The following is a 24,046-nucleotide window of genomic DNA, read 5'->3' on the forward strand; positions in this document are numbered from 1 at the left end:
TCCTCCATCCTATTTTTCCTTGATCCAGTAGGTAGATCCGTCTTCTTTCACAGCTTTGATGGGATAGTTGTAGCCGTTGGGTTCAAGGTGGATAAAATATTTGAAATTCCCTTCGCTATTATAAAATTGAGCTGGCTGTTCACCAATGAGAATCTCTTCAACATCAGGCTCAATTACAATACCCGTATAGAACCATTCCGGTCCAACAGTGAAAAAGCCCCACCCATCATCTTTTATTTCAGTACCTCTTAAGAGGTTCCATAAACCGAGTTTTCTTTCAAAACTGACAAGATACAGCTCATCCCCCTTGGAGTACGTCACAAATCCGTATTGTTCGAAAGTCTCCTGATGGATGATTGCATCATTGGATACATATTGTGCAACCACTTCATTGAAGTCCGCTCGATTGACTTGGTTCACGTACCAATCTGCTGTGTAAACAACTACAAATACAAGTACCGCAAGCCAAACAGGAGCCTTGTAATCTTTCATGTTCCACACCTCTTTTTCTGCGCCTACAATACTTCTGTACATGGGTGTCGAATTCCTAGCAAAATACAAAAATTACTGGAAAACTGAAACAGTGCCAGGTACCGATCGAGAACCGTTGCCCTGCAACGGATTCCCATCGGTACCTGGCACCATCTTAGTTTCAAATTCCCTAGGAAGTGGAAAGCTACTGTTTAGGAGTGCAATTCGATTGGGGTGTTAACATATGAAGAAATTGACGAATGAGTTTCTGGATGAACTTGTGACGGAATGCAAGCCTTATTCACGAGAAGGAGAAGTCGTGAAAGATATACCGGGGCAAGATGCGGTAGATCAGAACAAACTCGGGGTGTGCATCATCGACATGAACGATCAGGTCTACTCTGCGGGTGACACGGATCTACGCTTCACGCTCCAGAGTGCTTCCAAAATCGTGAGTCTGATGATGGCACTCGATGACTTTGGGAAGGAAGAAGTCTTTCAGAATGTCGGCATGGAACCGATGGGCGACTTTTACAACTCCATCAGCCACCTCGAGTCCCATGACGTAAGTAAACCATTCAATCCGATGGTCAATGCAGGTGCAATTGCCGTTGCAGCGATGATCAAAGGAAAGGACACGGACGAAAGATTCAACCGTGTGCTCAAACGCTTGAGACAAATCACGCATAACAATTCCTTGAAAATGAACCAAGAAGTGTACGAATCGGAGAAGCGGAAGGGAGATCGAAACCGTTCCCTTGCCTACTTCATGAAAAGTACCGGAGCGATTGCTCACGATATCGAGGAATCACTGGACCTGTACTTCCGGATCAACTCCATCGAGGTAACGACGACCGATATTGCGAAGATCGGCGTGTTTTTCGCGAATGGCGGCCTTTGCCTCAGAACCGGGAAGCAACTCATTCCAATGCATCACATCAATACGATTGAAGCGATCATGATGACATCGGGTATGTATAATGAAGCTGGAAAGTACGCTGTCGAAGTCGGATTCCCCGTCAAAAGTGGCGTCAGTGGCTGCATCGTCGGTTCCGTCCCAGGTCGGTACGGTATCGGCATCATTGGTCCCGCCATCAATGAAAAAGGGAACAGTACTGCGGGTGGTGAATTGCTTCAACGCATTTCGCGACAGCTGGAACTGAATATCTTCTCTGTCATACGACAACAAAAAGATTGACCTCGAATGGTATCGAGGTCAATCTTTTTTTATCCTGTCTGATGGGCTTTCCGCTGTCTGTACACAAAATAGATCAGTACAGCCAGTCCAAGTGCGACGAACCCATATAGTTGAATTTCATCGAGAAACCCTTTGATGGATTTCAAGTTTCCTGTACTTCCCAACCAGAGCATCGTCATCGTCCACGGAAAGATTCCAATGAAGGTGAGGATCCCGAACTTCCATACGTTCACCTTACTGACGCCGGCAATGTAAGACACATAGTTTCCGAGTCCAAGCGGTCGCGTTAAGGCTATGCTCCAGCTTCCACATTTCTTGAACCAACGCTGTGCTTTTTCAATCTTGTTCGTGTTTGTCTTTTCCTTCAACTTGTCCTCAAGCTTATGCCCGATTCCATAAGGGATGAAGCTGAACAACGTGTACACGGCACTTGCCATTAACGAGTATGTGAATAGCTTCGTCCATGACGGATCCAGGAAATAACCGAAGGTCAGCGTAACCAGCCCTCCTGGGAAAGGTACAGATGAGGCTTCCAATGCGACACTTAACAGTAATCCCCAAACACCATATTCTTTTATCAAATCTATCACCATTTGAAACATACGCTTGTCCTCTTTCGTTTTAGACTTTTTCCTACAGCTGTAGTTTCCTTTTTCACCGTTCTGATGGGATTTAAACATTACGGACCGGTAATATTACTGGAAAATTTGTGGCGAACGAGCAGGATCTCCTGCTCGTTCACTTTTTCTGGGAAGGAGATTGTGAGGGGAATGTGTAAAGTAGAACGTGTGGAAAAAACGAGTGCAAACGAGGAGGTCTATCATGAATACAACCCAATTATCCGAACGATTTATCAACTTCGCAAAACTGGAATGCAGTGGATCGAGTGATTTATATGAGCACTTATCCTACCAGATTGCAGAAGATGACGATTTGCTAGAAATATGTACACACGCACAAGAAGGTCAGCCAGTGCCGAACCTGTTCTTAGGTGCCGTCCACTATCTACTGTTAAAAGGAAAAGATCATCCATTACGCGCTTATTACCCGAGCGTAACAGATGATCCTAAAGCACCTGAGGAAGCGTTTGACCATTTCAAGGACTTCTGTCTGATGCATCGTGAAGAGATCCTTCCAATTTTACAAACCAGACTCGTGCAGACGAATGAGGTCCGCCGGTGTGCGTACCTTTATCCGATATTCTGCTATATCCACAATAAAGTCCAGAAGCCCCTTTCGCTCATTGAAATCGGGTCCAGTGCTGGCTTGCAGCTTTTATGGGACAAGTATCAATATTCCTATGGTACAGACGAAGTGTATGGTGACCCGTATTCACCTGTACATATCACATCCGAAATCAGAAGTGCGCATACACCGACTTTCCAAAAAGAGAGTCCTCCCGTCGCTTCGAAAATCGGATTGGATCTCCATATCAGTGACCTGAGTGATGAGGACGATTTCCTGTGGCTGAAGTCACTCATCTGGCCGGAGCATGGAGAGCGTCTCGAATTGTTTGAAAAAGCGGCTAAACGATTCAACGAGGAACCGGCGAAATTGATCGAAGGCGACGGTGTCAGGTTGTTGCCTGAAATCGTGGAAACCCTTCCGGAAGATACACCGATCTGCATCTTCCACACCCATGTCGCCAACCAAATCCCTGAAGAGCTGAAGCATGAGCTGTCGTCTACAATCAAAACACTCGGGCAGACACGGGACGTCTTCCATTTGTACAACAACATGTGGGACCGTGAGCTGCACCTTGATTTTTACTTGGATGGAAAAGAATACACCAACACGATCGGAAAAACCGACGGACACGGAAGATGGTTCGAGTGGAACCTCGAGGCTTCAGTAGTGAAATAACTAAAGTAGAGCGATTACTGACATTCGTAATCGCTCTTTTTCCCATCTAGAAGAAGTTGTTAAAATCGTTTCTGTCCTTATTGTAGTAGGCTCTGTTGTTTTTGAGGTTCTCGTTCAGTTTTCTCTCGTCAATTCTTCGTTTTGCCCGCTTGTCATAGATATAGCCGAATAACATCAGCAAGCCGAAAACAAGTAGCAGCCAACCGAAAAAAGGCATGTGAGTCCTCCCCTTGGATGATAAGTTGTGAACGTTTCTAAGTGTATGTGCATTGATGAGATGGTATTAATCAATAAGGGAAAATAAGACATTCACACTATTTATAAAATAGGGATTTTGCCTTTTCCTCATCTCTTTACCAACGTTTAAGATGAGTAAAGGAGGCGATTCTCATGAAGAAAATAATCTGGTTTACAGTAACCTTTTTACTTTTTAGTATGGTGGGATGGTCAGTAGGTACAAATGCGGATGGTGAGAAACATGGAAATGGGAAAATGAAAGAGATTGATGTTAGTGACGCATTCGGTGAACATGAAGGAACTTTCATTCTAAAGGATCTCAAGCGAGACAAGACCTACGTCTATAACCCTGAACGGGCGAATGCCTCTTTCACACCAGAATCGACCTTTAAAGTGCCAAACGCATTAATTGGCTTAGAGGTAGGAGTCGTCCGAGATGAGTATGATGTGAAACGTTGGGATGGTGTTGAACGGGAATTTGACATCTGGAATGATGATCACACTCTTGGTTCTGGCATACGATACTCTGTCATCTGGTATTACCAGGAGATGGCGAGAGAAATCGGGCATGAGCGGATGCAAACATGGGTGAACGATCTTTCTTATGGTAATCAAGATCTCTCAGGAGGTATCGACCGATTCTGGCTCGATAATACACTGGAAATCACACCACTTGCACAAGCCGATTTTATGGAAAAGCTATTTGAAGAGGACCTCCCTTTCTCTGAAAAAAGTATGAAAACCGTCAAACGGATGATGATTCATAAAGAAAACGACGATTACATCGTATACGGAAAAACCGGGACTCGTTTGTCGGACTACGGACTAGGATGGTTCGTCGGTTTCGTTGAGAACGAGAAGGGAGCATATATCTTCGTCACCAACGTCAGTTCATCTGGTACGACTGCTACGAACATTACCTATGACATTTTAAGAGACCGAAACATCATAGCTGATGAATGAAAATCTTGAAGTTATGGGAGTGAGATTGGATATGAAAGTATTAAGGATTGTCTCAAATATTGATACCACTGAAATCGAGAAGGCGAAACGCTTTTATCAGGATGTTCTCGGACTTGAAGAGTTGATGAACCATGGTTGGATGGTCACATATGGATCAGAGGGAACATCAAAAGTTCAAGTGAGCTTTGCATCGCAGGGTGGTTCAGGCACACCGACACCGGATCTGTCGATTGAAGTTGACGATTTGGATGAGGCGTATCGGGTCATGAAGGAAGCAGGTTTTGAAATAGAATATGGACCTGTAGAAGAACCTTGGGGCGTGCGACGGTTCTTCGTCCGGGACCCATTCGACAAACTGATTAATATCCTTACTCATATGTAAAAAAACAGGCAGCTCATCTTAACCGGTTCGGTTATCTATCACAAACAATAAATATGTTGACTAAAATGTGCCCCGAATTGCATAGCAATTTGAGGCACTATTTTTGTTGATAAATAAGGATTATTGCTCAAATAGAACAATTTGTAACCTTACAGAATCCCCTGTATGTTTGCAAATTGACCTGCATTTTACTATTAATTGTTTTTGTTAGAATGCGGTAGGTAATCAAGATTTTAAACTTATTGTTATTCAACAAAAGGACAGGATTGTTGAAGGTGGGAGATAGGGTTTAACGGACATCAGATCCGTTATGTGTGACAAAAACGCCAATTTCGGTGTGCAAACGGACATCAGATGCGCTATTTTTTAAAAAGTATATTGTTTTTGATGATTTTGAACCAAATAAGGTATCATATGTCCGTTAAGTTTAGTGAAAATGAATAAGTTATAGAAATAAGGTCCTCAATGTCCGTTAGATTTATGAATTAGTCATTCTTCATTAATTATCGAGCGCTTTAGTTTAAAAAACTGGAATAAAATAATAGCCGCACATCGATCCGTAATGGATTGAAAGTTCGGCTTATTTTTTATCTTATACGATATGAAATACAGTGAAATTATCTATGCATTTCCATATGCAATTTCTTAAGTAAATTACGGTTTTGTGACAGGTATCAGAACCCGTTAAGCTCATCTGCCTGTTTTCTTGTTTATGGTTGTAAGAAGACGGCTTCAAGCGGAGGATCTTCTCCCGCCAAACCGACCGCCGTTGCCGTATAGACTTGATTCGGCTCAAGCGTCACTTCCGGAATGGTCAACACCGGTTGCTCGGTACCAGCGATACGAACTTCTAAGTCTGACGTGGTCGGTGGTAACGTCAGATAGCGAGTCGCCTTTCCGAATGGGACATTTCGGAAAAGTACGTCCCCACCTTTGACTGCGATATCGACAGCCGGGGCATTCGGAGATAAGTGCCAGACCCTAACTTTGGATTGACCAGGTGAAACGTTGTCACTGTCTAACACAGCAATCAAGCGCAGGTTTTCCAATGTGTCTGCTGCAGCGACCGTGTACATCTTGCCAGGTTCCACCATCACCATCTGGCTGAGCACGGGTTGATTCATTTTACCAGCGGGATAGATTTCAATCTGATATTGACCTCCAGGTACGCTTATATACTCGCTCTTCTGTTGATAGGAGATGTTCTCCAGGATTTGTTGGCCATTCACGTACACATCCACGGCAGGGGCATCCGGTGACGCGTGAAGGACCCGGACCTTCGCCATACCCATATTCCCCATACTTCCCATGCCCATGCTGTTCGGCATGCCCATTCCCATGCCATTGCCCATAGCATTGCCCATACCCATCCCATTGCCTTCTCCCCGCTCATACATGACCCATCTCTGCATACACGCCAGATGTTTTTTATAGTAGTAGATGTGTTTTTGCGGATCGCAGTATTTGTAATAGTTGGAAAGCATATCGTATTTTATAGCCTGCCATGCCAGTTGATCGCAGTTGTCATAATAATTCATCGGCAGCCTCCTTTTATCTAAAAATCTCCCATCATAAACCTATTCATTTTTTTGAAAAAGAGAACTATTTGGTGCGTGTTTGATAAGCATGTATTGCATTAAAAGATAAAAAAACATGTCGCTCTTTCGAACGACATGCTTCATATATTTATTCGGCTTTCTTTTTACAAAGATACCAATCGATGCATTCCAGGCTATCATCCTGTGATCTTTCTTCAGCCTCTTGCTGCGTTTTCGGTGGCGGGACAAGAACATTTTCACCTGGCTGCCAATTTGCAGGGGTAGGTACCTTTTCCTCTTCGGTTTTTTGAAGCGCCTTGACCAGCCGAAGAATTTCTTGCATATTCCGACCAGTGGTTAATGGATAATAGATGATGGATTTCACTGTCTGTTCGGGGTCTATGACAAATACAGCTCTTGTCGTTTCGGTGGAGCTTTCTTCCGGCATGATCATTCCGTACTTCGTTGAAACATTGCGATCAAGATCTGCTATTACTGGAAATTCAATTGACGTATTAAAATTCTTTTCAATGTTCCGTATCCATGCAAGGTGAGAAGAAATACTGTCTACACTTAGACCAATTAGTTCCGTGTTCAAATCTTCTAATTCACTAAAGATTTCTTGGAACGCGACAAACTCTGTTGTACATACTGGAGTAAAGTCAGCTGGGTGAGAGAACATCACCACCCATTTTCCTTTATAATCCGATAATCGAATCTCCCCTTGAGTCGTATTTGCTGAAAAGTCAGGAGCAGTCGATCCAATTCGAGGCAACGACACCTGCTCGACTTCTTCTTTTACACCTTCCATTCTGAATTCCCTCCTTAAGCTTCGTATGGTTTAGGTGTACCCACTCAAGTTATGTAATAACAGAATTGCAGAAATCTAGTTCTTTTTTAATGGTGTCCGTTTTCACATATAGGGTGAATAAGTCTGTAGTGGTGGTTCTCAAAACAATAAAGTCCCTTCCCCTACTGGAATATTTTTCATATAATGAGACTGAAGGATTAGGAGGGAGATTATGAGATTCGAGACAAAGTATGACGGGACGTTTCTATCCATAATCGGTGGGACAATCATTATGATTCTAGGCGTCTTTCTCATTCCTCTTTTTTTGGAAGAGAGCCTCACAGCTATCGAAATAATTGTTTCTCTATCCATCGTGATCGGCGTCATCGGTTCCTTGCTCTGGCTTATGTTTTCCACCTCTTACACCTTATTGGACAACCATCTACTTGTTATAAGTGGGCCGATTCGAAGCAAAATTCCATATGAAGAGATTACTAGAATTGCGCCAACAAGTCAGATTATAGTCGGATACAGAATCCTAACTTCTAAGGATGCCATTGATATCTCATACAAATCCGGATGGATGGGAAGCGTCAAAATCTCGCCGAAACAGAAAGAACGGTTTGTAGGAGAGCTGTTTAAACGGTGTCCGAATGCGAAAGTTGAAGGATTTGATTTAGGATAGAAAGGATTACAAGGGATGACCCAATATTGGTATATTGCCTCACCTATTAAACTACCTGTAGGCTCATACGGGTTAACTCCCGTATCACTTGAACGACCAAATGTTTTTCGTAATGAACTGGATTTCACACATTTGTACTTTGAAGATAATATTGAAAACAGGTCAAAGAAGAGGATTTCTTTCAGTCCTCATTTCAGTTTTGAATATCAAGTAGACACAAGCCATAACTTCATGCCCTTGAAAGGTTCAGAAACCGGACATCCTAATGAGGAAAAATGTCTTCATATTCTTTATTGCTATTTAGATGAAGCACTTCATGACAGTGGAATTGTTGAGATTTTTACGTGTGTTAGTGGAGATGAGCATCGAGCAATAAACAGTAAGAAACAAGTTAAATGGAAGGATATCCAATCCCCATATGACCTTGTAATGATGGATCGGGAATTTTGGGTGATTCATTTAAATTAAGTAAAAATCAAGTTTGAGGAGTTGTAAGGCATGCCGTTAGAACAAGAAGCACTTTCTATGATTTCAGGAGGAATGACGATTGTTATAGGGATAACGTTCTTCTTCACAATTCTTTTCTGGCTCAGACAGAAAAAACATCACGCAGGGTTTGCTTTGACTATTTTATCCCTATTGTTACTGTCTCTTGCTGGCCGGTTTATGGTAGAGATTTTTCAATATGATGTGACACATCCAATGGCATCTGAAGAGATATCACTTCAACTCGGGGTATCGGGTGTAACCTGGGCGTTCAGTATGGTGTGCTTGGTATTGGGAATCTATCATTTTACGAAGAATAGGACGAACGTTGGATAAAATAAATAAGCAGCCAGTTCTGGTCTCGTGTAGTCCATTACTGTCTGCTTAACCTTTCAATATCGGATTCAACTTTGTACACTCTTTTGTTTAAAGCTCCCGTTTTGTCATCAACATGATCCATAATTCTATCCGTGAATCCACCTAAACTCTCGATAATATTCTTTTGCATCTTTTCTTGGCTTTCTTCTAACCTTCGTTGGCCTTGCTTCAAGTCGCTGATGTCTGTTTTCATATCAGAAATATCTGTTTTCATATCACTGATGTCTGTTTTCATACCAGAATTATCTGTTTTCATGCCACTGATGTCTGTTTTCATACCACAAATATCTGTTTTTATATCACAGATGTCTGTTTTCATTCCAGAGATTTCTGTTTTCATATCACTTATATCCGTTTTCATGCCTTTGATTTCACTTAGGATTTGGTTTAACGTATTCTCCATATTCACTCCTCCCTTCTCTTTTCCTGCTTATTATACCATTTTTAATCTTGTTTTTGAGCCGCACCATTATATGACTTCTTTTAATTGTACCTCTATATTGTCTCCGTTAAGCATGCAATTGTCGGCCCTTACAATGGTGTATGTAAAGGATTTGTCCCCGATTATTAAAGGTTCTTTCTGAGTTTCTTCTGTATATGAATAATGGAGTGTGATCCCTTTAAAGAATTGGGACTCCCCTTTATGTATCATAATTGCTTTGTTGTCTGTATGCTTCTTCCCAATGAAAATATAAGGTGTCATTTCATAAGAAAACATAAAGCATGATAATTGTTTCTCATCGTTCAAGAAGTATTTGTTTACCTTCATCATCATTAAAAACCGTTTGCGAACTTTTTCATCCAATTCATCCATTGAGAATTGATGAAACCCTGGCCTTTGTTCAGATTGAGATTTCTTTATTGAAAAGTAAAGTCCGATGATGGGTAATGCAAATAATAGAATGATTAAGAATTTCCACATAAAATTCTCTCCTAGTTGTTGTCATTTAAAGTGAAAAATCTTCTAAGCAACATACCTATTTCTCTTTTTCCTTACCTAACTTCTTAGTTCCTATCAAATCTGAATAAACTAATCATGAGTATGAACAAAGCACCAATCAAACCAATCATGATGTTTTCCCATCTGATTTCCTCGAACATGAAAAAGCTCGCAATGGTCCATCCTATGAAAAATCCTATTGCAATACGTAATCCTTTCTTATGTATGTGCATCTCTATCTCCTTGTTTACTCGTTTGATTATGATTTTAATTCATACCAGGCCTTGTTATATTGAAGATGTAATAAGTCTCCGAACTTAAAGGCAAAATCTATGAAAGCTGACCCTCTTGCGGTAACGATATAATCATCTACAACTACTGGCAAATCGACATAGTTCGTTCCATCAAACGTGCCCAGAAACTCTCTTTGTTCCCTTGTTAATCCAGTAGTATATTTTTTATCACCCAGTATGCCACTCATAGACAACAAATACGGTGCACTGGAGATGGCAGCTATAATTCTCTTTTGATTATCTATCTTTCTTAAAAAGTCAGACAAAACGTTGTGGTCAACTAAGTGTTCAAAATCATCCACTCCAGGTAGAACGACACCATCAAGTGTTTGAACGTCAACCTCTCTAATGGTCGTTTCAGGTACACAAGGTAATCCAGCTTCTCCTATAACAACCTCATGATTTAATCCAATATAAATCGGCTGTTTCCCACCTTGCTTAATAACAGAAAGAAGGACCGACAATTCATACTCACTGAATCTTGGGTAAAGTAGAATTCCTACCTTTTTAGAGTTGTTCATTTACCTACCACCTTTGAAACTTCATTATCCTAATTTTACCATAATGAATTCGCAGTTTGGGCTTATTCTCCATTAAAAAAACGACTCGTAACCACGAGCCGTTTCCGTTTAGTAAAGTCCCATATGACGGTTTTTCCCTTTGAGGAGCTGGAAGACTCCATAGAGGAAGAGTCCGATGGCAACTGCTCCAAGCATGAATTGCCCGAACGGTTGCTGGGCGATTTTCGCAAGTGCGCCATCCAGTCCAATCACTTTATCGGTATCAGTCGTCAATGCCGTTTGAATGAGGAAATAGCCGATGATGGCAAACGTGATGCCTCGGGCAATCAAACCGATCTTACCGATTTTCTTCCCTACTCTTAATTCGTGTGAGCTCATTTCACTCGTTTTGAACCTTTTCGTAAATTCCTCACGGTAGCCTCTAATCATCTGCTTTACACCGAAACCGATGATGATGACACCGATGATACCGACCATCCATACGCCGAAGGGCTGACTCATCAATTTTGCCGTCCAAGTCTGTTTGGAATCCCCCGAGCTTCCAGCATGCATCGCCACTTTAAATGCTTTAAGCGCCAAACCACCGTAGATGATGCCACTGATGAGATATCCAATCCTTGCTCCGATACCTTTCAAGCTATTTCCTTTATTTTCTGGGTCCCAGAATGTCTGGATCAAGCGCCAACAAACGTATCCGATGAGTCCTACACCTACGATCCAGAGAAGAACTTCCCCGAATGGTTTGCTTGCAACTGAAGCAAATGCACCAGATGAATCCGTCGTTTTACCACCGACACCTGCGGCGGCCAGCATGGATAAGACACCTATGAGGATATATACCGATCCTTTTGAGAAATAGCCGAATCGCGCGAACCACCGGATCCATGGCTTCACATCGTTTTGGGCTTGCCTCGCTTTACGGCTTGTTTTGACTTTATCTAGAACCGAATCCATCATACATATTGCTCCCTTCGTTTATCAATCAGCAGTGCTTACAAGATTCCCTGAAACTTTGAAAAAGAAACTTATTATAGGAGAAAAGGAATTCAGATGTATGTAACGAAGGTGTAGATAACAATTCGAGGAGGGGGGCTCATGTACAGAATTCTGTTCCTTGCCTGTATACTTTTGCTTTTTGTAACTGTGGAAGGTCAAACGTCTACACGAGAGCAGTTGTCACCTGAAGAAATTTTTGAAAAAGCAGATGTGATCGTTTTAGGGAAATTACAACTGGACAAAGAGCCCGTATCAAATTTCGTTTTTCGCGGATATCCATTCGAGGTGGAGAAGGTGATCAAAGGGGAAGACATTCCGAAAGTGATCACAGCTGGCATTGAAATGTATGATGTACCCTCTATGGAAAATTTCCAAAAGAATGAGGGACGTTTCTTATTGTTTTTGGAGGAAAATGAACTTACCGGGTTTTTGACATCCGTAGGCGGTTCTCAAGGGATGGTCTCAGTGAAGCATTCTGTCATCCTCTCACCAGAATATATTCAGTTCAACGGTCTTTTGCATAAGGATCTCGTGCAAAATCGGGTGTTCCCGGCTATTTTCTGGCTGATTTTGTTAGGTGGAGCTGTTGTTGGGGTTATTGTGATGCGAAAAAGGAAGAAATCACTCTAAATTAGTACTCTCATTTATCGTGTTTCTCGATTTTTGAGATTTGTCTTGCCAAAAAGAGGTTAGGTTCGGCTATTCGGTCCTATCTTACTACCTATAATGTAAAAAAAGAGTGATCCACTCACTCCTTTCCTTATTCTAAACTTCCAAAAAAGCATCCGGGTAGCGGACGGTGCCTTCCACTTCATCCAACGCTCCTGGATCAAGCTCCAACACCATAAACACTTCATCGGAAACATCAAACGGCGGTTTGATGCCTTTTTCACTTGCCGGGATGAATCCGAACTTAGGGTAGTACGTCGGATGACCGAGCACAACGACCGACTCGTAGCCAATTTCCTCAGCTCTCTTCAATCCTTCACGTACAAGCGCAGAGCCGATTCCCTTGTTCTGACTCTCGGGTTTGACCGCCATTGGAGCGAGTGCCAGTGAATGTGAATCCACCATCCCGCTCTCTGTCTCAATCCTGATGCGGCTGAAAAGAATATGCCCGATGATCTCTTGTTGCTCTGTCTCTGCTACAAGAGACAACTCTTCAACAAACGCCTCCGACTCGCGGAGTTTCGCGATCAACTTGCCTTCGTTCTCCTGCTCGAAAGCCGAATCGTTCACTTCTCTAATCTTCTCAACATCAGACGGCTGCTCAGCCCGAATCGTATACATCTCCAACATCCTCTCTCAAATGGAAGTGCCAAATGGAAGTGCCAGGTACTGTTTAGGAACCCTTGTTGCACAAGGAGTTCAAAACGGTACCTGGCACCGAAATCACTTCTTCTTCTTTATTCCAACCGTGTTGCTGGTCGTGTTGCAGATAGCAGGCGGTTGATCTCTTCGTCGTCCTTCGAGCGTTCTGTGCGCACCCATTGGAAGAACACGTAGCCTAGGACAGATCCATAGATGATCTCCTGCATGACCTTCATGATGATACCGCCAAGCTTCTGATCTTCAAGCGGTGCCATCGGCACGAACTGGCTGTACAACTCTGGTGAAACCGGTCCACCCAGCTGCAAGCAAAGCCCCAAAGCATACGACCATGTCGCCGGGTTGCTGTATGTTTCATACAACATGGAGTCTGAGAAGATGATCAGCGCACATGCTGGCGTCAGCAAGACCCCGTTCCCGAAGATGTACGCGACTTTTTTCAAACCGGACATCGTATCCCATTCCGGAATCGGACAGATCATCGGCCACCACATGATGACCGCGGCAACGAACAACACCGCGAGGAACAGGATATGTTCCACGTAGTTCGTCATTAAGTAATCAAAAACGATCGGGAAATGGTAGAACGAGAACATCATGTTGAACAGCACCAACGCCACAAGCGGCTTCGTCAAGAACGCCAACGGTCGCAAGAACCCGCCATGTTTCACGAATGGACGAAGCATCCATCCCGGTGTCCCGTACAACAGCAACGGCGGCACCAATAAGAAACAGACTGACATTTGCACCATGTGGATGCTGAACATCAAGTGGGAGATCAGATAAAGCGGACCTCCGAATCCGACGTAGAACGTCAGCGCTCCTGCCACAAAGGAGGTTTTCTTTTTCCAATCAACAGGTTCTGCACCAGCAATCTTATGCCGCCATGGTCCCGTATATAGGATGTATAGCAATATGACAATGAGGGTTCCCGCTAGGAAAATCGGGCTCCACAACTGGCTGAAGCTGAAGTTGGTTGTGATTTGATCCCACATAGTAACACCTTCTCATTTCGCACTTATTGTTGAAGTGCTTTAATATCGTTGATGACCTCTTCGTCATCTTCGTTCGAACGGTTCACCCCGTCGTAACGTGTACGGACAATGCCTTCCTGATCGACGAGATAGAACGCCGTCCCGTGTGTGACCTGGTCATCGTCTTTCGGTTTCTGCACAATCGTCTTGAAGCTATCTTTTGCGAACGCTTCAATCTCAGACTGCTCATAGCCCGTCAAGAAATGCCAGTTGGAGAAGTCAGCATCGAACTTCTGACCGAATTCCTTCAACACTTCGGGTGAATCTACGCCTGGGTCGACACTGAACGAAACGATCTCAACGTTCTCAAGACCTTCCTTCTTCATGTTCTCCTGAAGGCTCGCCATGTGATTCGTCATCGGCGGGCAGACCGTTTCACAATTTGTGAAAATGAAATCGGCAATCCATACCTTGCCTTTCAAATCTTCCAGACTGACCGATTCGCCATCCTGGTTCGTATAAGTAAAGGATTGTACTTCAAAATCGTAATCATCCGGCTTGTCCATATTTTGTCCGCAAGCGGAAAGGAGCGTGAGGACAAAAAGGATGCTAAGTATAGAAAGTATTTTTTTCAAAGTAAAGCTCCTCTCTAACTCCACTACTGCCATTGTACATAGGTGATGAAGGTCGATTCAAGTCCCGAATGGTACAAAGCAGTGACAGTTTATTCCGATTTCGTCACGGTTACTTGCTGTTTCGGCATTGTATGCATGCTTCGGGCGGTGACATGGGACTGTACGAAGAACGTCCCTTCTTCATCGAACGTCGTTTCGATCGAGTACATGCCTCCCCCCTCGTTGCTCGCTTCGATCATCTTGCTTTCGTCCTTCGCGCCCTCTTTCCAGATCTCGAACATCACTTCATCTGCATCGGCAACATGTTCTTCCCCTTGTGTGACCATCGCTTTGAACGTGACGGAATCCCCTTGCTTCACTTCTTCCGGTCCATCAAGCTTCACTTCAAGAGCTTCCATGGAACCGCCCATATCTTCTCCATGCTCGCCATGACTTTCGTCTTCTGAATGACCGTCGTGATTTCCTTGATCCCCACAAGCAGCCAGGACAAGCATTAATACAAACATCGGTAGAAATAACTTGAATTTTTTCATATATGTACGTCCTTTCAATCGGTATAATTAGGTTCATTTTAACCGTATAAAAAAATTCATAAACGAACAAGGTGATATCGCGGTGGTTCTGTGAAGGTTTCTTGACAGTTAAAAAGGACACTGTTCAGGTTCAAACAGTATCCTTCCCGTCCCCTAGTAAAATTTCTCGTTCGTCTCCCACGACTCGACCATTTTGTACGCCATTTGGGGAGGGACACCCTTCCCTAGCAGGTAACTGATCGCCGCCACTTCTGTCATGGCATGCTTGTAAGACGTTTTCTTCGCTTCCTTCATGCCGTAATCCACCCACTTGTCGACCTTCATCAACGTTTCATGCTTCAAGTGATGGTGGTGAGAATGGTGGTGCATATCTTTTTCCATTTGGTACGGCATATATCCCATGTAGTGCGGGTTGTGACCGCCCATGTGATGCGGGTTCGGCCCACCCCAATCAAAAGGACTCTGCCCTTCCATATGATAGGGCATCGGCATGCCTTCCATATGGTAAGGCATCTCTTCTTGCATATGGTAGGACATCGATTCATCCATCTGGTACTGTTCCGTCTCCATCTCGTAAGGGCTTCCCCATGACCCTTTCGGCTTCGGCTTTTTCTTTTTGAACATGCTTGACACCTCTCCGTTAGAATTCAATTCACCATCATCATATGTCCAACCCGGTCCATCTGCGCAATAATTCCACAGACACCTAGACAGCCTGTTTAAATTGAACCTCCACCCCACATACTAACCAGGAGTTTACATTTCAGAGGATGATTTAAGGTGATGCGAAAAATGTTAGCAGTTTTCATTGTACTTTTACTATTGTTGATCGCATTGTATTGGTTTGGTTTTGCCACCGACGCGAAGGGGTTGGAAGACCGTTCGACGCTAAAAGTTTCAAAGCCTGTCGTGTTGCTTATCGTGGATTCCTTGATGGATGAACCTCTGCGAGCAGCCATTTCGGAAGGCCGCGCTCCCGCCCTCCAGTTTTTAATGGAAAAAGGACTGTATTATCCTGAGATGGTCAGCTCGTATCCTACGATGTCCGTCACGATCGACAGCACCTTGTTGACCGGGACGTATTCGGATGAACATCGCTTGCCAGGACTGGTCTGGTACGATGAGGCAGAACAACGGGTCATCAATTACGGAAGTGCACGAGGAGAAATCATGCGCCTCGGTACGAAGAAAGTTCTTTTTGACGGTGTCTATCAGATGAATCACGATCATTTAAGCGAAAAAGTAGAGACGGTCCATGAAGCCCTTTATAAGGATGGTCTTTCGTCCGCTTCCATCAACGGGATGATCTTCCGTGGAGATGTTGAACAGCACTTGACCGTCCCGAGGGCGATTTCCGGTTTGAACTTTTTACCGAAAAACCTGGAGATTAAAGGACCTGAACTGTTTGTGCTCGGGAGCTTGTCCCGCTACAATCCGAAGAACCAGATGAAAGGGACCGCTTGGCAAGCGTTCGGGATGAATGATTCATTTGCGATCCAAGAAATGAAGCATTTGATTTTGAAGGATAAGATGCCCGCCTTTTCGCTCGTGTATATGTCTGACCTCGATAAGTCTGTCCATAAAAAAGGACGGATGGATTTGAAAGGCGTAGAGCAAGTCGACAAAGAGATTGGGAAATTGTTAGATGCATACGGATCGTGGGAGGAAGCGAAAGAGCAGGCGGTGTGGATTGTGCTCGGAGACAGCGGTCAAGCACGCGTGAAGGATAAAGATGAGGATTCATTGATTCGGCTCGCTTCTCTTACCGACCATTACCAGGTGGATGTCGGAACGAAGCGCCCTGCTGCCGATGATCAACTCGTCTTCGCATTGAATGAACGGATGGCGTATGTTTATTTGATGGATGACAGTCTCGCGTATAAAGATGTCTTTTCAATGGTGAGTACAGATGACCGGATTGGGTGGATTGCCTGGAAAGAAGATGACGTGAATCATGTGGTTTCTGGAACGAAACGCATGCAGTTCCAGCCTGGAGGAGATCTGGTGGATGAGTACGGGAAATCGTGGAGCTTGGACGGAGATGCTACGGTGCTGGATCTCTTTATCGAGGATGATAGGACGATTCGTTGCGGGGATTATCCCGATGCCTTGTCAAGGTTGAACGGTGCTCTTCATTCCCATGAAGGTCGCTATCTGATTTTGGACGCGAAGCCGGGGTTTGAGTTCGCTACCGAACACTCTCCGACACATCCGGGTGGAGCTAGCCACGGCTCCCTCCATCGAGATGACTCGATCACACCGATGATCGTCACCGGAACCGACGTCCGCCCAGCTACCAACCGCCTCGTCGACCTCAAAAGTTGGATACTGGAGTTAGTTAGGTAGAGGTAGCGTGCCAGGTACTATGAAAGAACCCTTGTGTCCCAAGGGATTGAAAACAGTGCCAGGCACCATTCAGAAACCCTTGAGCCACAACGGGTTGAGAATGGTGCCTGGCACTTCCAATGAACTCTTGCGCCACAGGGGATTGAAAACGGTACCTGGTACCGTTAAGTATTGAAAAGCCTGCCTTCGAGGGCGTCGATGTAGCGCTTCGCTGATCGTTGCACGGCTTCGTTTGCATTCTCCCGGACGATCTTATGGAAAGCGTTGTAGACGCGGTCAAACGACAAAGGCTCGACGCGGCAAGCGATGTCCGCTACTTTGCTTGCTGGCAATGGAATAAGGTTAGGATAGCTGTACATGAAGCTCACCCACTCTTGGTCGGCAACGACCTGGATGATGTCACCCGTCAACAAGATGCCTTGTCCTTCCTTGCCGCCAGACCAGTGCAACACAGCACCTCCAGCAAAGTGACCACCCAATCGGTGCAACGTGATGCCCGCTTCAAGCTCTAACTGCTCCCCTGACCAAAACTCGATCCGCTCACTCGGCTCCATCACCCACTCTTTATCATCTCCATGGATATATACCGGAGCATCAAATGTTTCTGCCCAGTGCGCAATCGTTGAATAATAATGCGGATGGGACATCGCAATCGCATCAATGCCGCCGAGCTCTTTGATCTGCTCAATCGTTTTTCCATCTAAGTATGTCATACAATCCCACAAAATATTGAACCCGTTTTTCTGCACAAGATAAGCTGTCTGACCAATTCCGAACTGTGGTGTCGTCTTGATGCTGTACAGTCCTTCTTCCTCTTTTACTATCGAATTCTCATATCTTCCGCTTTCCTTCATCTCACCGAGCGTCGTCCATTCCTGCCCATCAGGATTGACATACTGCCGCTCCTCATTACAAATCGAGCAGCTCTTTGGCGCGTAATCACTTTCAGGATATTGAACCCCACACGTCGTACATATGTATTTACTCATCGTCTTCTCTCCCTTGTCATCTAAGTCTGATTTCATCATAGCGCAATACTTCCATTGGCAACACCTTCCTCTGATTGAACAAATCTACAACTTTTGATGTAGATTCATTTTCCATTTCGTGTAAAATAGAACTATCAATCATTCGGAGGAGATTTCGATGTTTACAAAAATGATGCACGTCTTATCCATCCTATTGCTGACAATGTTTTCACTCGCCATCCTAACAGAACGCTTTCCAGCAACACTTCCATACATCATGTACAGCTCACTCTTGTTTTTACTGTTCGCAATCGGATATCTTATCGTCCATTATGTAAAAAGAATCAGCCACATCATCAGAAGTTAATCTTCATCACGCATATTGAACGCTTTTTTAAGTGTTGTATGAATGTTCTCTAGCGTAATCAGAATCAGTCCTAACATGATGAACGTTACGACCTCAGCCGTAAACCAAGATACAATCGCCAAAATAAAGAAATAAAGTATGTACCATTTGTTTTTGAACACGACATAAACTCCTTTCAGAGATTTCCATGTAAAAGCTTACCATATTCTTGGGGTGAAAAGAGGTGACCTATGGATATTGAAAAAATAATATTATTGATTTTCGGAACCGGTCTTATTGCTTTTCTTATCATTCAAAGCTTCAAGCAACTTCGAGAGAGAAAGTATGCTGATTTTGTTGGCGCAGTGCTTGTGACTGCTGGCTTTGGAACATTCCTTCTTAGCCATCTTCACCACGGGATCGACGGTATTTTTTATGGCATGTTAGGGTTTATGTTCATCGGTTCAGGCTTTCTCTGGTTCATCATCACTCTCATCGTCCGGTCGGTTAGTGAGAAAACAAAACTAAAAAAAGAGCTTCCCTAGAATAGGTCAGCTCCTCAATCTCATCTGAACGCATTTGCAATTTCCACCAATGTTTCCGGAGGAACCGTTTCAATTACTCTTTTGTCTATTGATAAAATATACTGCCATCCGTCTCGCTCAAAAACCAACATATTCGCACCATTCAAAGGTTTTGTGAAATACTCTGCCTTATTGCCGTTATCAAGCGTGAAAACCTTCTCTGGTCTATGGTTCATCATAGAAATCCCGTGTTTGATTTGCCTCATCTGAATATTATAATGATTTTTTGGTTGTTGAAAATTTGTAACATCGACTTCAAAGTTGTCATTTACTTCTCCATCCGAATCATTACATCGCCCTACCATAAAAGTAAACGGAATCGGTGGTACCTTATAAGGTAGTTCGATGCTCTTCCCAAAATGCTTTTCACATTCTTCTAGCGCTTGTTCAAAGGGTTTATAGCCTATATCAAAAATCATCTCTTCATTATGTTTTTGAATCTCTTTCATATTTTCTGCTAAAGCATCTTCTTTTACAAAAATCATCACTAAGACAATAACTATCAGTATCCTCATACTCTTCTCCTATATCCTTTTCAGCTATTTTTCCAAGATCCCCACTCCATCATTCATAATAAAACTCTCTGAATGGCACATTAAGACGAAGCCTGAAAAGGAGTTGGATAATATGAAACGTCTCATTCTCATTGCAGTATTAGTGCTTGCACCCTTCAGCACAGTCCATGCAAACAACCTGCCCGTCCCACCTGAAAAATCAACAGAAGAGCTCTACCACGACCTCTTCATTTCACTTTTATCCGATGATATCCAAAAGCACGTAAACGAGTATTATTCCATTTTGCTGAAGGATGATCCGCTGGTTTATCCGTATGAAGTGTACATAAAGCAAGCGAAACGGACGCAAGGCCACCGGTCTTTCCGCTTCACGGTCGTCATGGAAGTCACACCCGTCATCGGTGCTCACAATTCAGTAGGGAAAGACGAACTGACCTACGACATCCAACCTGGACATGCGAAGCTCATCAAGTACAAACACCTAGAAACGTACGAAATCCCACCTCACCTGAAAGGTGTCCAACTATAAAGAAAACAGGGTGCCCTGAGTCATCAGGACACCCTTTTTACAAGCGATTTCTTATCGAGCGTTAGGGAATATACGACGAACCGTTTCGTTGAATTCTTCAAACATTCCTTCAATCGGCTCACCTTCCTCTACGCGCTCTGCGTAAGTTCCAGCACGATCGACGAACTCAGGATTCGTTGAAACGTAGACGTTGTCGATATCCGGGTCTGTCGCTTTCACATGCTTGGAAATTTTACGCTCCAAATCACGTGTCGCTTTGCCTTCCGTCTTCATACCTGTCTTCAATTCAGCAGCCACATACGCACCTTCATCGGTTACGAAAACATTTGCATCTTCTACTTCAGGCATGTTCGCAATTTTTTCAGCTGCCTTGTCCGCGATTTCAAAACGGTTGTTTCCGTTCATGTTACGGTCACGATCGTCGTCTCTGATGATGCCGCCATCCTCATTGATGTTCTCGATTTCAGCGCCATCTTCGTTCATTCCATCTTCACCATTGTCTTCGTCCATGTTACATGCGACTAAAGAAACGAGAAGCACACCTGCAAGAACCATAAACTTCGTGTTGCGACTCCATTTTTTCCAAAATTCCATCATGATTCCTCCTTATACTTAAAATCGATTATATGTTTCTTCATCGGAAGGAAATTTATACATGCGTATCTGAGGTATGAACCGACCTCCGTTAACGGACAATAAAAAGGCTCATGATGAGTACTTCTGAAGTGGAGGTGTCAGTAATGAGACAGCGACAATCCATGTTGTTACCTTTTATCACAGGAATCGGTGTAGGAGCTGCCGTTTCCGGAATGATGAAAGGCCGAAATGCGAACATGCAGAACATGGCGCAAATGATTCCTGGACTGAGCCAATTGACCGGTGCTACAACGACCGGAACCAATCCGACGAACCAGAATCAATAGCCTTTCCGAGCTCACCTTTTGGGTGGGCTCTTTTTATCAAGACAGGAATTCAAGGCGTTTATCCCGTATTAGGTAAAAAGAGAAATCATACACGACGGAGGTAATCATGCTATATCAGAAGAGAATTCGGGACTATGGAGTGGAAATCGGCCGATTACAGCCTGGAAAAAAGAATGCCATCACAGATGTGGAAGGCGTGACAGTCGGGCACGTAACATTGGATGAAGGAGATACACAAACCGGTGTGACAGCGATTCTGCCGCACCAAGGCAATCTTTTCCGCGAAAAATTGATCGCTTCTAGCCACGTCATCAACGGTTTCGGTAAAACGATGGGAACGATCCAGATGAGTGAACTCGGTACAATCGAGACGCCGATTGTGCTGACAAACACGCTCAGCATCGGAACAGCAGCCGATGCGCTCATAGAATATATGCTAGAGCAAACGCCTGAAATCGGAAAAACGACTGGAACGGTAAACCCGATTGTCGGTGAATGCAATGACATGTTCTTGAATGACATTAGGGCTCGGAATGTAACGATAGAGCATGTGTGGAAAGCGATTCAGAATGCATCAGAGGAGTTTGAAGAAGGAGCTGTCGGCGCAGGACGAGGCATGCTTTGTTACTCGTTGAAGGGTGGAATCGGAACAGCTTCACGCATGATGGAGTTTGAACATGGTACATATACGATGGGGATTCTTGTATTAGCGAACTTCGGAATATTGAGTGACTTGAGAATCAACGGAAAACCCGTCGGAGAAGAATTGAAGGAAGTCATCTTAAAAACGTGGGAAGAGAAAGACAAAGGATCGATCATGATGATTGTCGCAACGGATTTGCCAGTGTCTGAACGACAACTGAACCGGATCATCAAGCGAACCGTCACAGGCCTCTCTCGTACCGGTTCCATCATCACGACAGGCTCCGGAGAAATCGCAATCGGGTTCTCCACAGCGACGAAAATCCCGCACGAAAAGCCGGACCGCTTGCTTTCCGTTCCGACAATTCACGAAGAAGACATGGACACAGCCTTCCGAGCCGCTGGAGAAGCGACGGAAGAAGCCGTCCTCAACGTCCTCGCAACCGCAGAACACGTCACCGGCCGAGACGGAAACGAACGCCCCGCCTTCAAAGACCTGATTGAGGAACATGGGATCAGTCTTTTGTAGATCCGTACCAGGTACCATTTGAAAACCCTTGGTAGACTTGGCTTCCGAATTGGTGCCAGGTACCATTTCACTTCCCTTGATACGCTTGAGGTTTGAAATGGTACCTGGCACTAAAAAATAATAATAAAAAGAGCCTGGGATCCCAGGCTCTTACATCATTGTTTCAAATGAAGAGAAAGTCGCGAATGATACAATGATAAGCAATGCAAACAACAGATGAATTCCCACTCCCACGATGCTGCACACCAATCCTGCAGTCGCTAATCCTTTTCCTCTCTCATTTGTGGTTTGAATTTCTTTCTGCGCTTTCCTCGACATCACAATCCCAATTACTCCAAGAATGAATCCGATCACTGGGATTATAAGAGACAGAATCCCCATCACCAGACCTATAATCGCGTTACTATTTGTCTGGCCTGCTCTGTCATTAACAATTGCATTATTTTCACTCATCACAACGCCCCCTTTAAGCTAACTTTTAATTCCACAAAAAGTGCATTTCTCCTTTAAAGAAATGCATAATCACGAACTTTTATGATGATGCATATAAGAAGGCATCATATTTTCTTATAATAAATCACTGTCGCTTCTAGCTTGCTATCCAAAGACATGGCATAATCCGGTATTCTTCCCGCTTCCACATATCCAAGAGATGAATAAAGTAGGTTGGAAGGATCTCCTTCTCTTGTGTCTAGTATAAATAACGTACGCCCTTCACTTGTCGCGCGTTTTTCTGCTGCTTCCATTAATAATCGACCGATTCCCTTCCGTCGATAATCAGGATGAGTCATCAGTTTTGCGATTTCCGCACGGTGTCCACCATTTTGCTTCGTACACAGATGGACTTGAACACTTCCCACAATCCGTCCTTCAAATTTTGCAACAATTATTATGATCTCCGGGCTTACCACCGATGACCAATAACTCTGCATGATCAAACCATCGACGGGAGGCAAAAACCCAATCGATGCTCCGTTCTCTACGACTTGCGTCAATAAAGTTGAAAGCTCTTCAAGGTGTTCGTCAACTGTAGAAATTTCCTCAAAAGTGATCATACGCTCTTCCTTCCCCATGCTTTATGTACAGCTTGTTTCAAGTACATATATTGTGCTTCATTTGTATCAGAAAAAGCTTCCACACGATTAGACAAGAGATCCATATACTCGATAGGCTCGTTAAACTGAGACACAGTCAAATCATACCGAACCCCATCAATTCTATTGTAGTAGTGGGACCCTTGAAGCATTTCCGTTTTCAGTATTTCTCCACCTAACAAATCCTGGACGACGAGTGTCGTCACACCACACTGGCCTCTTGCAGGGTTTTTGAACATCCATTTCGAACTTGATTCTTTTGACCAGACTTTAAACAGGATTCTTTGTAACAATTCCAAGTTGTTCACTCTAATCACCTATAGCAAGTATACTTCAATGCATGTAAAAAAGCGCTCAC

36 protein-coding genes are annotated in these 24,046 nt (G+C 43.9%); 14 read left to right on the top strand and 22 right to left on the bottom strand.

Features of this window, described 5'->3' with window-relative positions:
• Nucleotides 1-9: 9 nt before the first annotated feature.
• Nucleotides 10-492: a hypothetical protein gene (locus ACXQIQ_RS07235; RefSeq protein WP_439299437.1), complete on the bottom strand. Its 483-nt coding sequence runs from the start codon at nucleotides 490-492 to the stop codon at nucleotides 10-12.
• 223 nt (nucleotides 493-715) lie between these two features.
• Here ACXQIQ_RS07235 and glsA point away from each other — a divergent pair, with 223 nt between their 5' ends.
• Entirely contained in the window at nucleotides 716-1,669 is a 954-nt protein-coding gene (gene glsA / locus ACXQIQ_RS07240; RefSeq protein WP_439299436.1) for a glutaminase A, read from the top strand.
• A gap of 29 nt (nucleotides 1,670-1,698) precedes the next feature.
• On the opposite strand, the gene ACXQIQ_RS07245 is transcribed toward glsA, so the two are convergent.
• Nucleotides 1,699-2,271: a DedA family protein gene (locus ACXQIQ_RS07245; RefSeq protein ID WP_439299435.1), complete on the bottom strand. Its 573-nt coding sequence runs from the start codon at nucleotides 2,269-2,271 to the stop codon at nucleotides 1,699-1,701.
• Between the two features lie 217 nt (nucleotides 2,272-2,488).
• Between ACXQIQ_RS07245 and ACXQIQ_RS07250 the strand changes: the two genes are divergently transcribed.
• Nucleotides 2,489-3,532, top strand: a complete 1,044-nt coding sequence (locus ACXQIQ_RS07250) for a DUF2332 domain-containing protein (RefSeq protein WP_439301917.1) — start codon at nucleotides 2,489-2,491, stop codon at nucleotides 3,530-3,532.
• Nucleotides 3,533-3,578: 46 nt separating this feature from the next.
• Here ACXQIQ_RS07250 and ACXQIQ_RS07255 read toward each other — a convergent pair whose 3' ends face one another.
• A complete protein-coding gene (locus ACXQIQ_RS07255; RefSeq protein WP_439299434.1) occupies nucleotides 3,579-3,749 on the bottom strand; it encodes a hypothetical protein in 171 nt (56 codons plus the stop codon).
• A 173-nt stretch (nucleotides 3,750-3,922) separates the two neighbouring features.
• On the opposite strand from ACXQIQ_RS07255, the gene blaOXA reads away from it, so the two are divergent.
• Together blaOXA and ACXQIQ_RS07265 are read left to right on the top strand one after the other, a co-directional pair.
• Nucleotides 3,923-4,732, top strand: coding sequence for a class D beta-lactamase (blaOXA, locus tag ACXQIQ_RS07260; protein WP_439299433.1), 810 nt, complete (start codon nucleotides 3,923-3,925; stop codon nucleotides 4,730-4,732).
• A 31-nt stretch (nucleotides 4,733-4,763) separates the two neighbouring features.
• The gene (locus ACXQIQ_RS07265) at nucleotides 4,764-5,114 is read left to right on the top strand and encodes a VOC family protein (RefSeq protein WP_439299432.1); all 351 of its coding nucleotides are present in this window, start codon (nucleotides 4,764-4,766) and stop codon (nucleotides 5,112-5,114) included.
• A gap of 710 nt (nucleotides 5,115-5,824) precedes the next feature.
• Here the strand turns inward: ACXQIQ_RS07265 and ACXQIQ_RS07270 are convergent.
• Both ACXQIQ_RS07270 and ACXQIQ_RS07275 read right to left on the bottom strand, forming a co-directional pair.
• Nucleotides 5,825-6,652 (bottom strand): DUF4397 domain-containing protein, encoded by an 828-nt coding sequence (locus ACXQIQ_RS07270; RefSeq protein ID WP_439299431.1) that lies wholly within the window; start codon nucleotides 6,650-6,652, stop codon nucleotides 5,825-5,827.
• A gap of 148 nt (nucleotides 6,653-6,800) precedes the next feature.
• Entirely contained in the window at nucleotides 6,801-7,463 is a 663-nt protein-coding gene (locus ACXQIQ_RS07275; RefSeq protein WP_439299430.1) for a peroxiredoxin, read from the bottom strand.
• A 211-nt stretch (nucleotides 7,464-7,674) separates the two neighbouring features.
• On the opposite strand from ACXQIQ_RS07275, the gene ACXQIQ_RS07280 reads away from it, so the two are divergent.
• From ACXQIQ_RS07280 to ACXQIQ_RS07290, 3 genes are read left to right on the top strand one after another with little or no spacing between them, the layout of a single operon-like run.
• Nucleotides 7,675-8,127, top strand: a complete 453-nt coding sequence (locus ACXQIQ_RS07280; protein ID WP_439299429.1) for a PH domain-containing protein — start codon at nucleotides 7,675-7,677, stop codon at nucleotides 8,125-8,127.
• A gap of 15 nt (nucleotides 8,128-8,142) precedes the next feature.
• A complete protein-coding gene (locus tag ACXQIQ_RS07285; RefSeq protein ID WP_439299428.1) occupies nucleotides 8,143-8,595 on the top strand; it encodes a hypothetical protein in 453 nt (150 codons plus the stop codon).
• A gap of 30 nt (nucleotides 8,596-8,625) precedes the next feature.
• Nucleotides 8,626-8,949 carry a hypothetical protein gene (locus ACXQIQ_RS07290; RefSeq protein ID WP_439299427.1) on the top strand — a complete coding sequence of 108 codons (324 nt, stop codon included), beginning with the start codon at nucleotides 8,626-8,628 and terminating at the stop codon, nucleotides 8,947-8,949.
• Between the two features lie 37 nt (nucleotides 8,950-8,986).
• On the opposite strand, the gene ACXQIQ_RS07295 is transcribed toward ACXQIQ_RS07290, so the two are convergent.
• The 5 genes from ACXQIQ_RS07295 to ACXQIQ_RS07315 form a co-directional block, all read right to left on the bottom strand.
• Entirely contained in the window at nucleotides 8,987-9,394 is a 408-nt protein-coding gene (locus ACXQIQ_RS07295) for a hypothetical protein (RefSeq protein WP_439299426.1), read from the bottom strand.
• Nucleotides 9,395-9,460: 66 nt separating this feature from the next.
• Complete coding sequence (locus tag ACXQIQ_RS07300) at nucleotides 9,461-9,913, bottom strand: hypothetical protein (protein ID WP_439299425.1); 453 nt, start codon at nucleotides 9,911-9,913, stop codon at nucleotides 9,461-9,463.
• Nucleotides 9,914-9,996: 83 nt separating this feature from the next.
• Nucleotides 9,997-10,164: a hypothetical protein gene (locus ACXQIQ_RS07305; RefSeq protein ID WP_439299424.1), complete on the bottom strand. Its 168-nt coding sequence runs from the start codon at nucleotides 10,162-10,164 to the stop codon at nucleotides 9,997-9,999.
• A gap of 26 nt (nucleotides 10,165-10,190) precedes the next feature.
• A complete protein-coding gene (locus ACXQIQ_RS07310) occupies nucleotides 10,191-10,745 on the bottom strand; it encodes a DJ-1/PfpI family protein (RefSeq protein ID WP_439299423.1) in 555 nt (184 codons plus the stop codon).
• A gap of 108 nt (nucleotides 10,746-10,853) precedes the next feature.
• Complete coding sequence (locus ACXQIQ_RS07315; protein ID WP_439299422.1) at nucleotides 10,854-11,702, bottom strand: DUF1206 domain-containing protein; 849 nt, start codon at nucleotides 11,700-11,702, stop codon at nucleotides 10,854-10,856.
• Between the two features lie 138 nt (nucleotides 11,703-11,840).
• Here ACXQIQ_RS07315 and ACXQIQ_RS07320 point away from each other — a divergent pair, with 138 nt between their 5' ends.
• On the top strand, nucleotides 11,841-12,371 hold the full coding sequence (locus ACXQIQ_RS07320; protein ID WP_439299421.1) for a hypothetical protein: 531 nt from the start codon (nucleotides 11,841-11,843) through the stop codon (nucleotides 12,369-12,371).
• 135 nt (nucleotides 12,372-12,506) lie between these two features.
• Here the strand turns inward: ACXQIQ_RS07320 and ACXQIQ_RS07325 are convergent, their stop codons facing one another.
• The 5 genes from ACXQIQ_RS07325 to ACXQIQ_RS07345 form a co-directional block, all read right to left on the bottom strand.
• On the bottom strand, nucleotides 12,507-13,031 hold the full coding sequence (locus ACXQIQ_RS07325) for a GNAT family N-acetyltransferase (RefSeq protein ID WP_439299420.1): 525 nt from the start codon (nucleotides 13,029-13,031) through the stop codon (nucleotides 12,507-12,509).
• Nucleotides 13,032-13,147: 116 nt separating this feature from the next.
• Nucleotides 13,148-14,065 (bottom strand): cytochrome c oxidase assembly factor CtaG, encoded by a 918-nt coding sequence (ctaG, locus tag ACXQIQ_RS07330; RefSeq protein ID WP_439299419.1) that lies wholly within the window; start codon nucleotides 14,063-14,065, stop codon nucleotides 13,148-13,150.
• A 23-nt stretch (nucleotides 14,066-14,088) separates the two neighbouring features.
• A complete protein-coding gene (locus ACXQIQ_RS07335) occupies nucleotides 14,089-14,679 on the bottom strand; it encodes an SCO family protein (protein WP_439299418.1) in 591 nt (196 codons plus the stop codon).
• An 89-nt stretch (nucleotides 14,680-14,768) separates the two neighbouring features.
• Nucleotides 14,769-15,212: a FixH family protein gene (locus tag ACXQIQ_RS07340; RefSeq protein ID WP_439299417.1), complete on the bottom strand. Its 444-nt coding sequence runs from the start codon at nucleotides 15,210-15,212 to the stop codon at nucleotides 14,769-14,771.
• Between the two features lie 153 nt (nucleotides 15,213-15,365).
• Nucleotides 15,366-15,836 (bottom strand): hypothetical protein, encoded by a 471-nt coding sequence (locus ACXQIQ_RS07345; RefSeq protein WP_439299416.1) that lies wholly within the window; start codon nucleotides 15,834-15,836, stop codon nucleotides 15,366-15,368.
• A gap of 168 nt (nucleotides 15,837-16,004) precedes the next feature.
• Here ACXQIQ_RS07345 and ACXQIQ_RS07350 point away from each other — a divergent pair, with 168 nt between their 5' ends.
• Nucleotides 16,005-17,558: an alkaline phosphatase family protein gene (locus ACXQIQ_RS07350; RefSeq protein ID WP_439299415.1), complete on the top strand. Its 1,554-nt coding sequence runs from the start codon at nucleotides 16,005-16,007 to the stop codon at nucleotides 17,556-17,558.
• Between the two features lie 164 nt (nucleotides 17,559-17,722).
• On the opposite strand, the gene ACXQIQ_RS07355 is transcribed toward ACXQIQ_RS07350, so the two are convergent.
• Nucleotides 17,723-18,547, bottom strand: a complete 825-nt coding sequence (locus tag ACXQIQ_RS07355) for an MBL fold metallo-hydrolase (RefSeq protein ID WP_439299414.1) — start codon at nucleotides 18,545-18,547, stop codon at nucleotides 17,723-17,725.
• 157 nt (nucleotides 18,548-18,704) lie between these two features.
• Here ACXQIQ_RS07355 and ACXQIQ_RS07360 point away from each other — a divergent pair, with 157 nt between their 5' ends.
• A complete protein-coding gene (locus ACXQIQ_RS07360; protein WP_439299413.1) occupies nucleotides 18,705-18,893 on the top strand; it encodes a hypothetical protein in 189 nt (62 codons plus the stop codon).
• Here the strand turns inward: ACXQIQ_RS07360 and ACXQIQ_RS07365 are convergent.
• Nucleotides 18,890-19,054 (bottom strand): hypothetical protein, encoded by a 165-nt coding sequence (locus tag ACXQIQ_RS07365; RefSeq protein WP_439299412.1) that lies wholly within the window; start codon nucleotides 19,052-19,054, stop codon nucleotides 18,890-18,892. The genes ACXQIQ_RS07360 and ACXQIQ_RS07365 overlap by 4 nt on opposite strands.
• Before the next feature lie 69 nt (nucleotides 19,055-19,123).
• Here ACXQIQ_RS07365 and ACXQIQ_RS07370 point away from each other — a divergent pair, with 69 nt between their 5' ends.
• Nucleotides 19,124-19,417: a hypothetical protein gene (locus ACXQIQ_RS07370; RefSeq protein WP_439299411.1), complete on the top strand. Its 294-nt coding sequence runs from the start codon at nucleotides 19,124-19,126 to the stop codon at nucleotides 19,415-19,417.
• Nucleotides 19,418-19,437: 20 nt separating this feature from the next.
• Here the strand turns inward: ACXQIQ_RS07370 and ACXQIQ_RS07375 are convergent, their stop codons facing one another.
• Nucleotides 19,438-19,971 carry a hypothetical protein gene (locus ACXQIQ_RS07375; RefSeq protein ID WP_439299410.1) on the bottom strand — a complete coding sequence of 178 codons (534 nt, stop codon included), beginning with the start codon at nucleotides 19,969-19,971 and terminating at the stop codon, nucleotides 19,438-19,440.
• 112 nt (nucleotides 19,972-20,083) lie between these two features.
• Between ACXQIQ_RS07375 and ACXQIQ_RS07380 the strand changes: the two genes are divergently transcribed.
• Complete coding sequence (locus ACXQIQ_RS07380; protein ID WP_439299409.1) at nucleotides 20,084-20,500, top strand: DUF3888 domain-containing protein; 417 nt, start codon at nucleotides 20,084-20,086, stop codon at nucleotides 20,498-20,500.
• Nucleotides 20,501-20,551: 51 nt separating this feature from the next.
• Here ACXQIQ_RS07380 and ACXQIQ_RS07385 read toward each other — a convergent pair whose 3' ends face one another.
• A complete protein-coding gene (locus ACXQIQ_RS07385; RefSeq protein WP_458025987.1) occupies nucleotides 20,552-21,097 on the bottom strand; it encodes a YhcN/YlaJ family sporulation lipoprotein in 546 nt (181 codons plus the stop codon).
• Between the two features lie 143 nt (nucleotides 21,098-21,240).
• Between ACXQIQ_RS07385 and ACXQIQ_RS07390 the strand changes: the two genes are divergently transcribed.
• Nucleotides 21,241-21,423: a hypothetical protein gene (locus tag ACXQIQ_RS07390; protein ID WP_439299407.1), complete on the top strand. Its 183-nt coding sequence runs from the start codon at nucleotides 21,241-21,243 to the stop codon at nucleotides 21,421-21,423.
• A gap of 106 nt (nucleotides 21,424-21,529) precedes the next feature.
• Nucleotides 21,530-22,594: a DmpA family aminopeptidase gene (locus ACXQIQ_RS07395; RefSeq protein WP_439299406.1), complete on the top strand. Its 1,065-nt coding sequence runs from the start codon at nucleotides 21,530-21,532 to the stop codon at nucleotides 22,592-22,594.
• Nucleotides 22,595-22,744: 150 nt separating this feature from the next.
• Here ACXQIQ_RS07395 and ACXQIQ_RS07400 read toward each other — a convergent pair whose 3' ends face one another.
• The 3 genes from ACXQIQ_RS07400 to ACXQIQ_RS07410 all read right to left on the bottom strand — a co-directional run bounded on the left by ACXQIQ_RS07400 (nucleotide 22,745) and on the right by ACXQIQ_RS07410 (nucleotide 23,996).
• Nucleotides 22,745-23,047: a DUF4190 domain-containing protein gene (locus ACXQIQ_RS07400; protein ID WP_439299405.1), complete on the bottom strand. Its 303-nt coding sequence runs from the start codon at nucleotides 23,045-23,047 to the stop codon at nucleotides 22,745-22,747.
• A gap of 104 nt (nucleotides 23,048-23,151) precedes the next feature.
• Nucleotides 23,152-23,649 (bottom strand): GNAT family N-acetyltransferase, encoded by a 498-nt coding sequence (locus tag ACXQIQ_RS07405; RefSeq protein ID WP_439299404.1) that lies wholly within the window; start codon nucleotides 23,647-23,649, stop codon nucleotides 23,152-23,154.
• Entirely contained in the window at nucleotides 23,646-23,996 is a 351-nt protein-coding gene (locus ACXQIQ_RS07410; RefSeq protein WP_439299403.1) for a YunG family protein, read from the bottom strand. Before ACXQIQ_RS07410 ends, ACXQIQ_RS07405 begins: the two co-directional genes overlap by 4 nt.
• Nucleotides 23,997-24,046: the final 50 nt, after the last annotated feature.

This window comes from Pseudalkalibacillus sp. Hm43 (genome assembly GCF_054170705.1).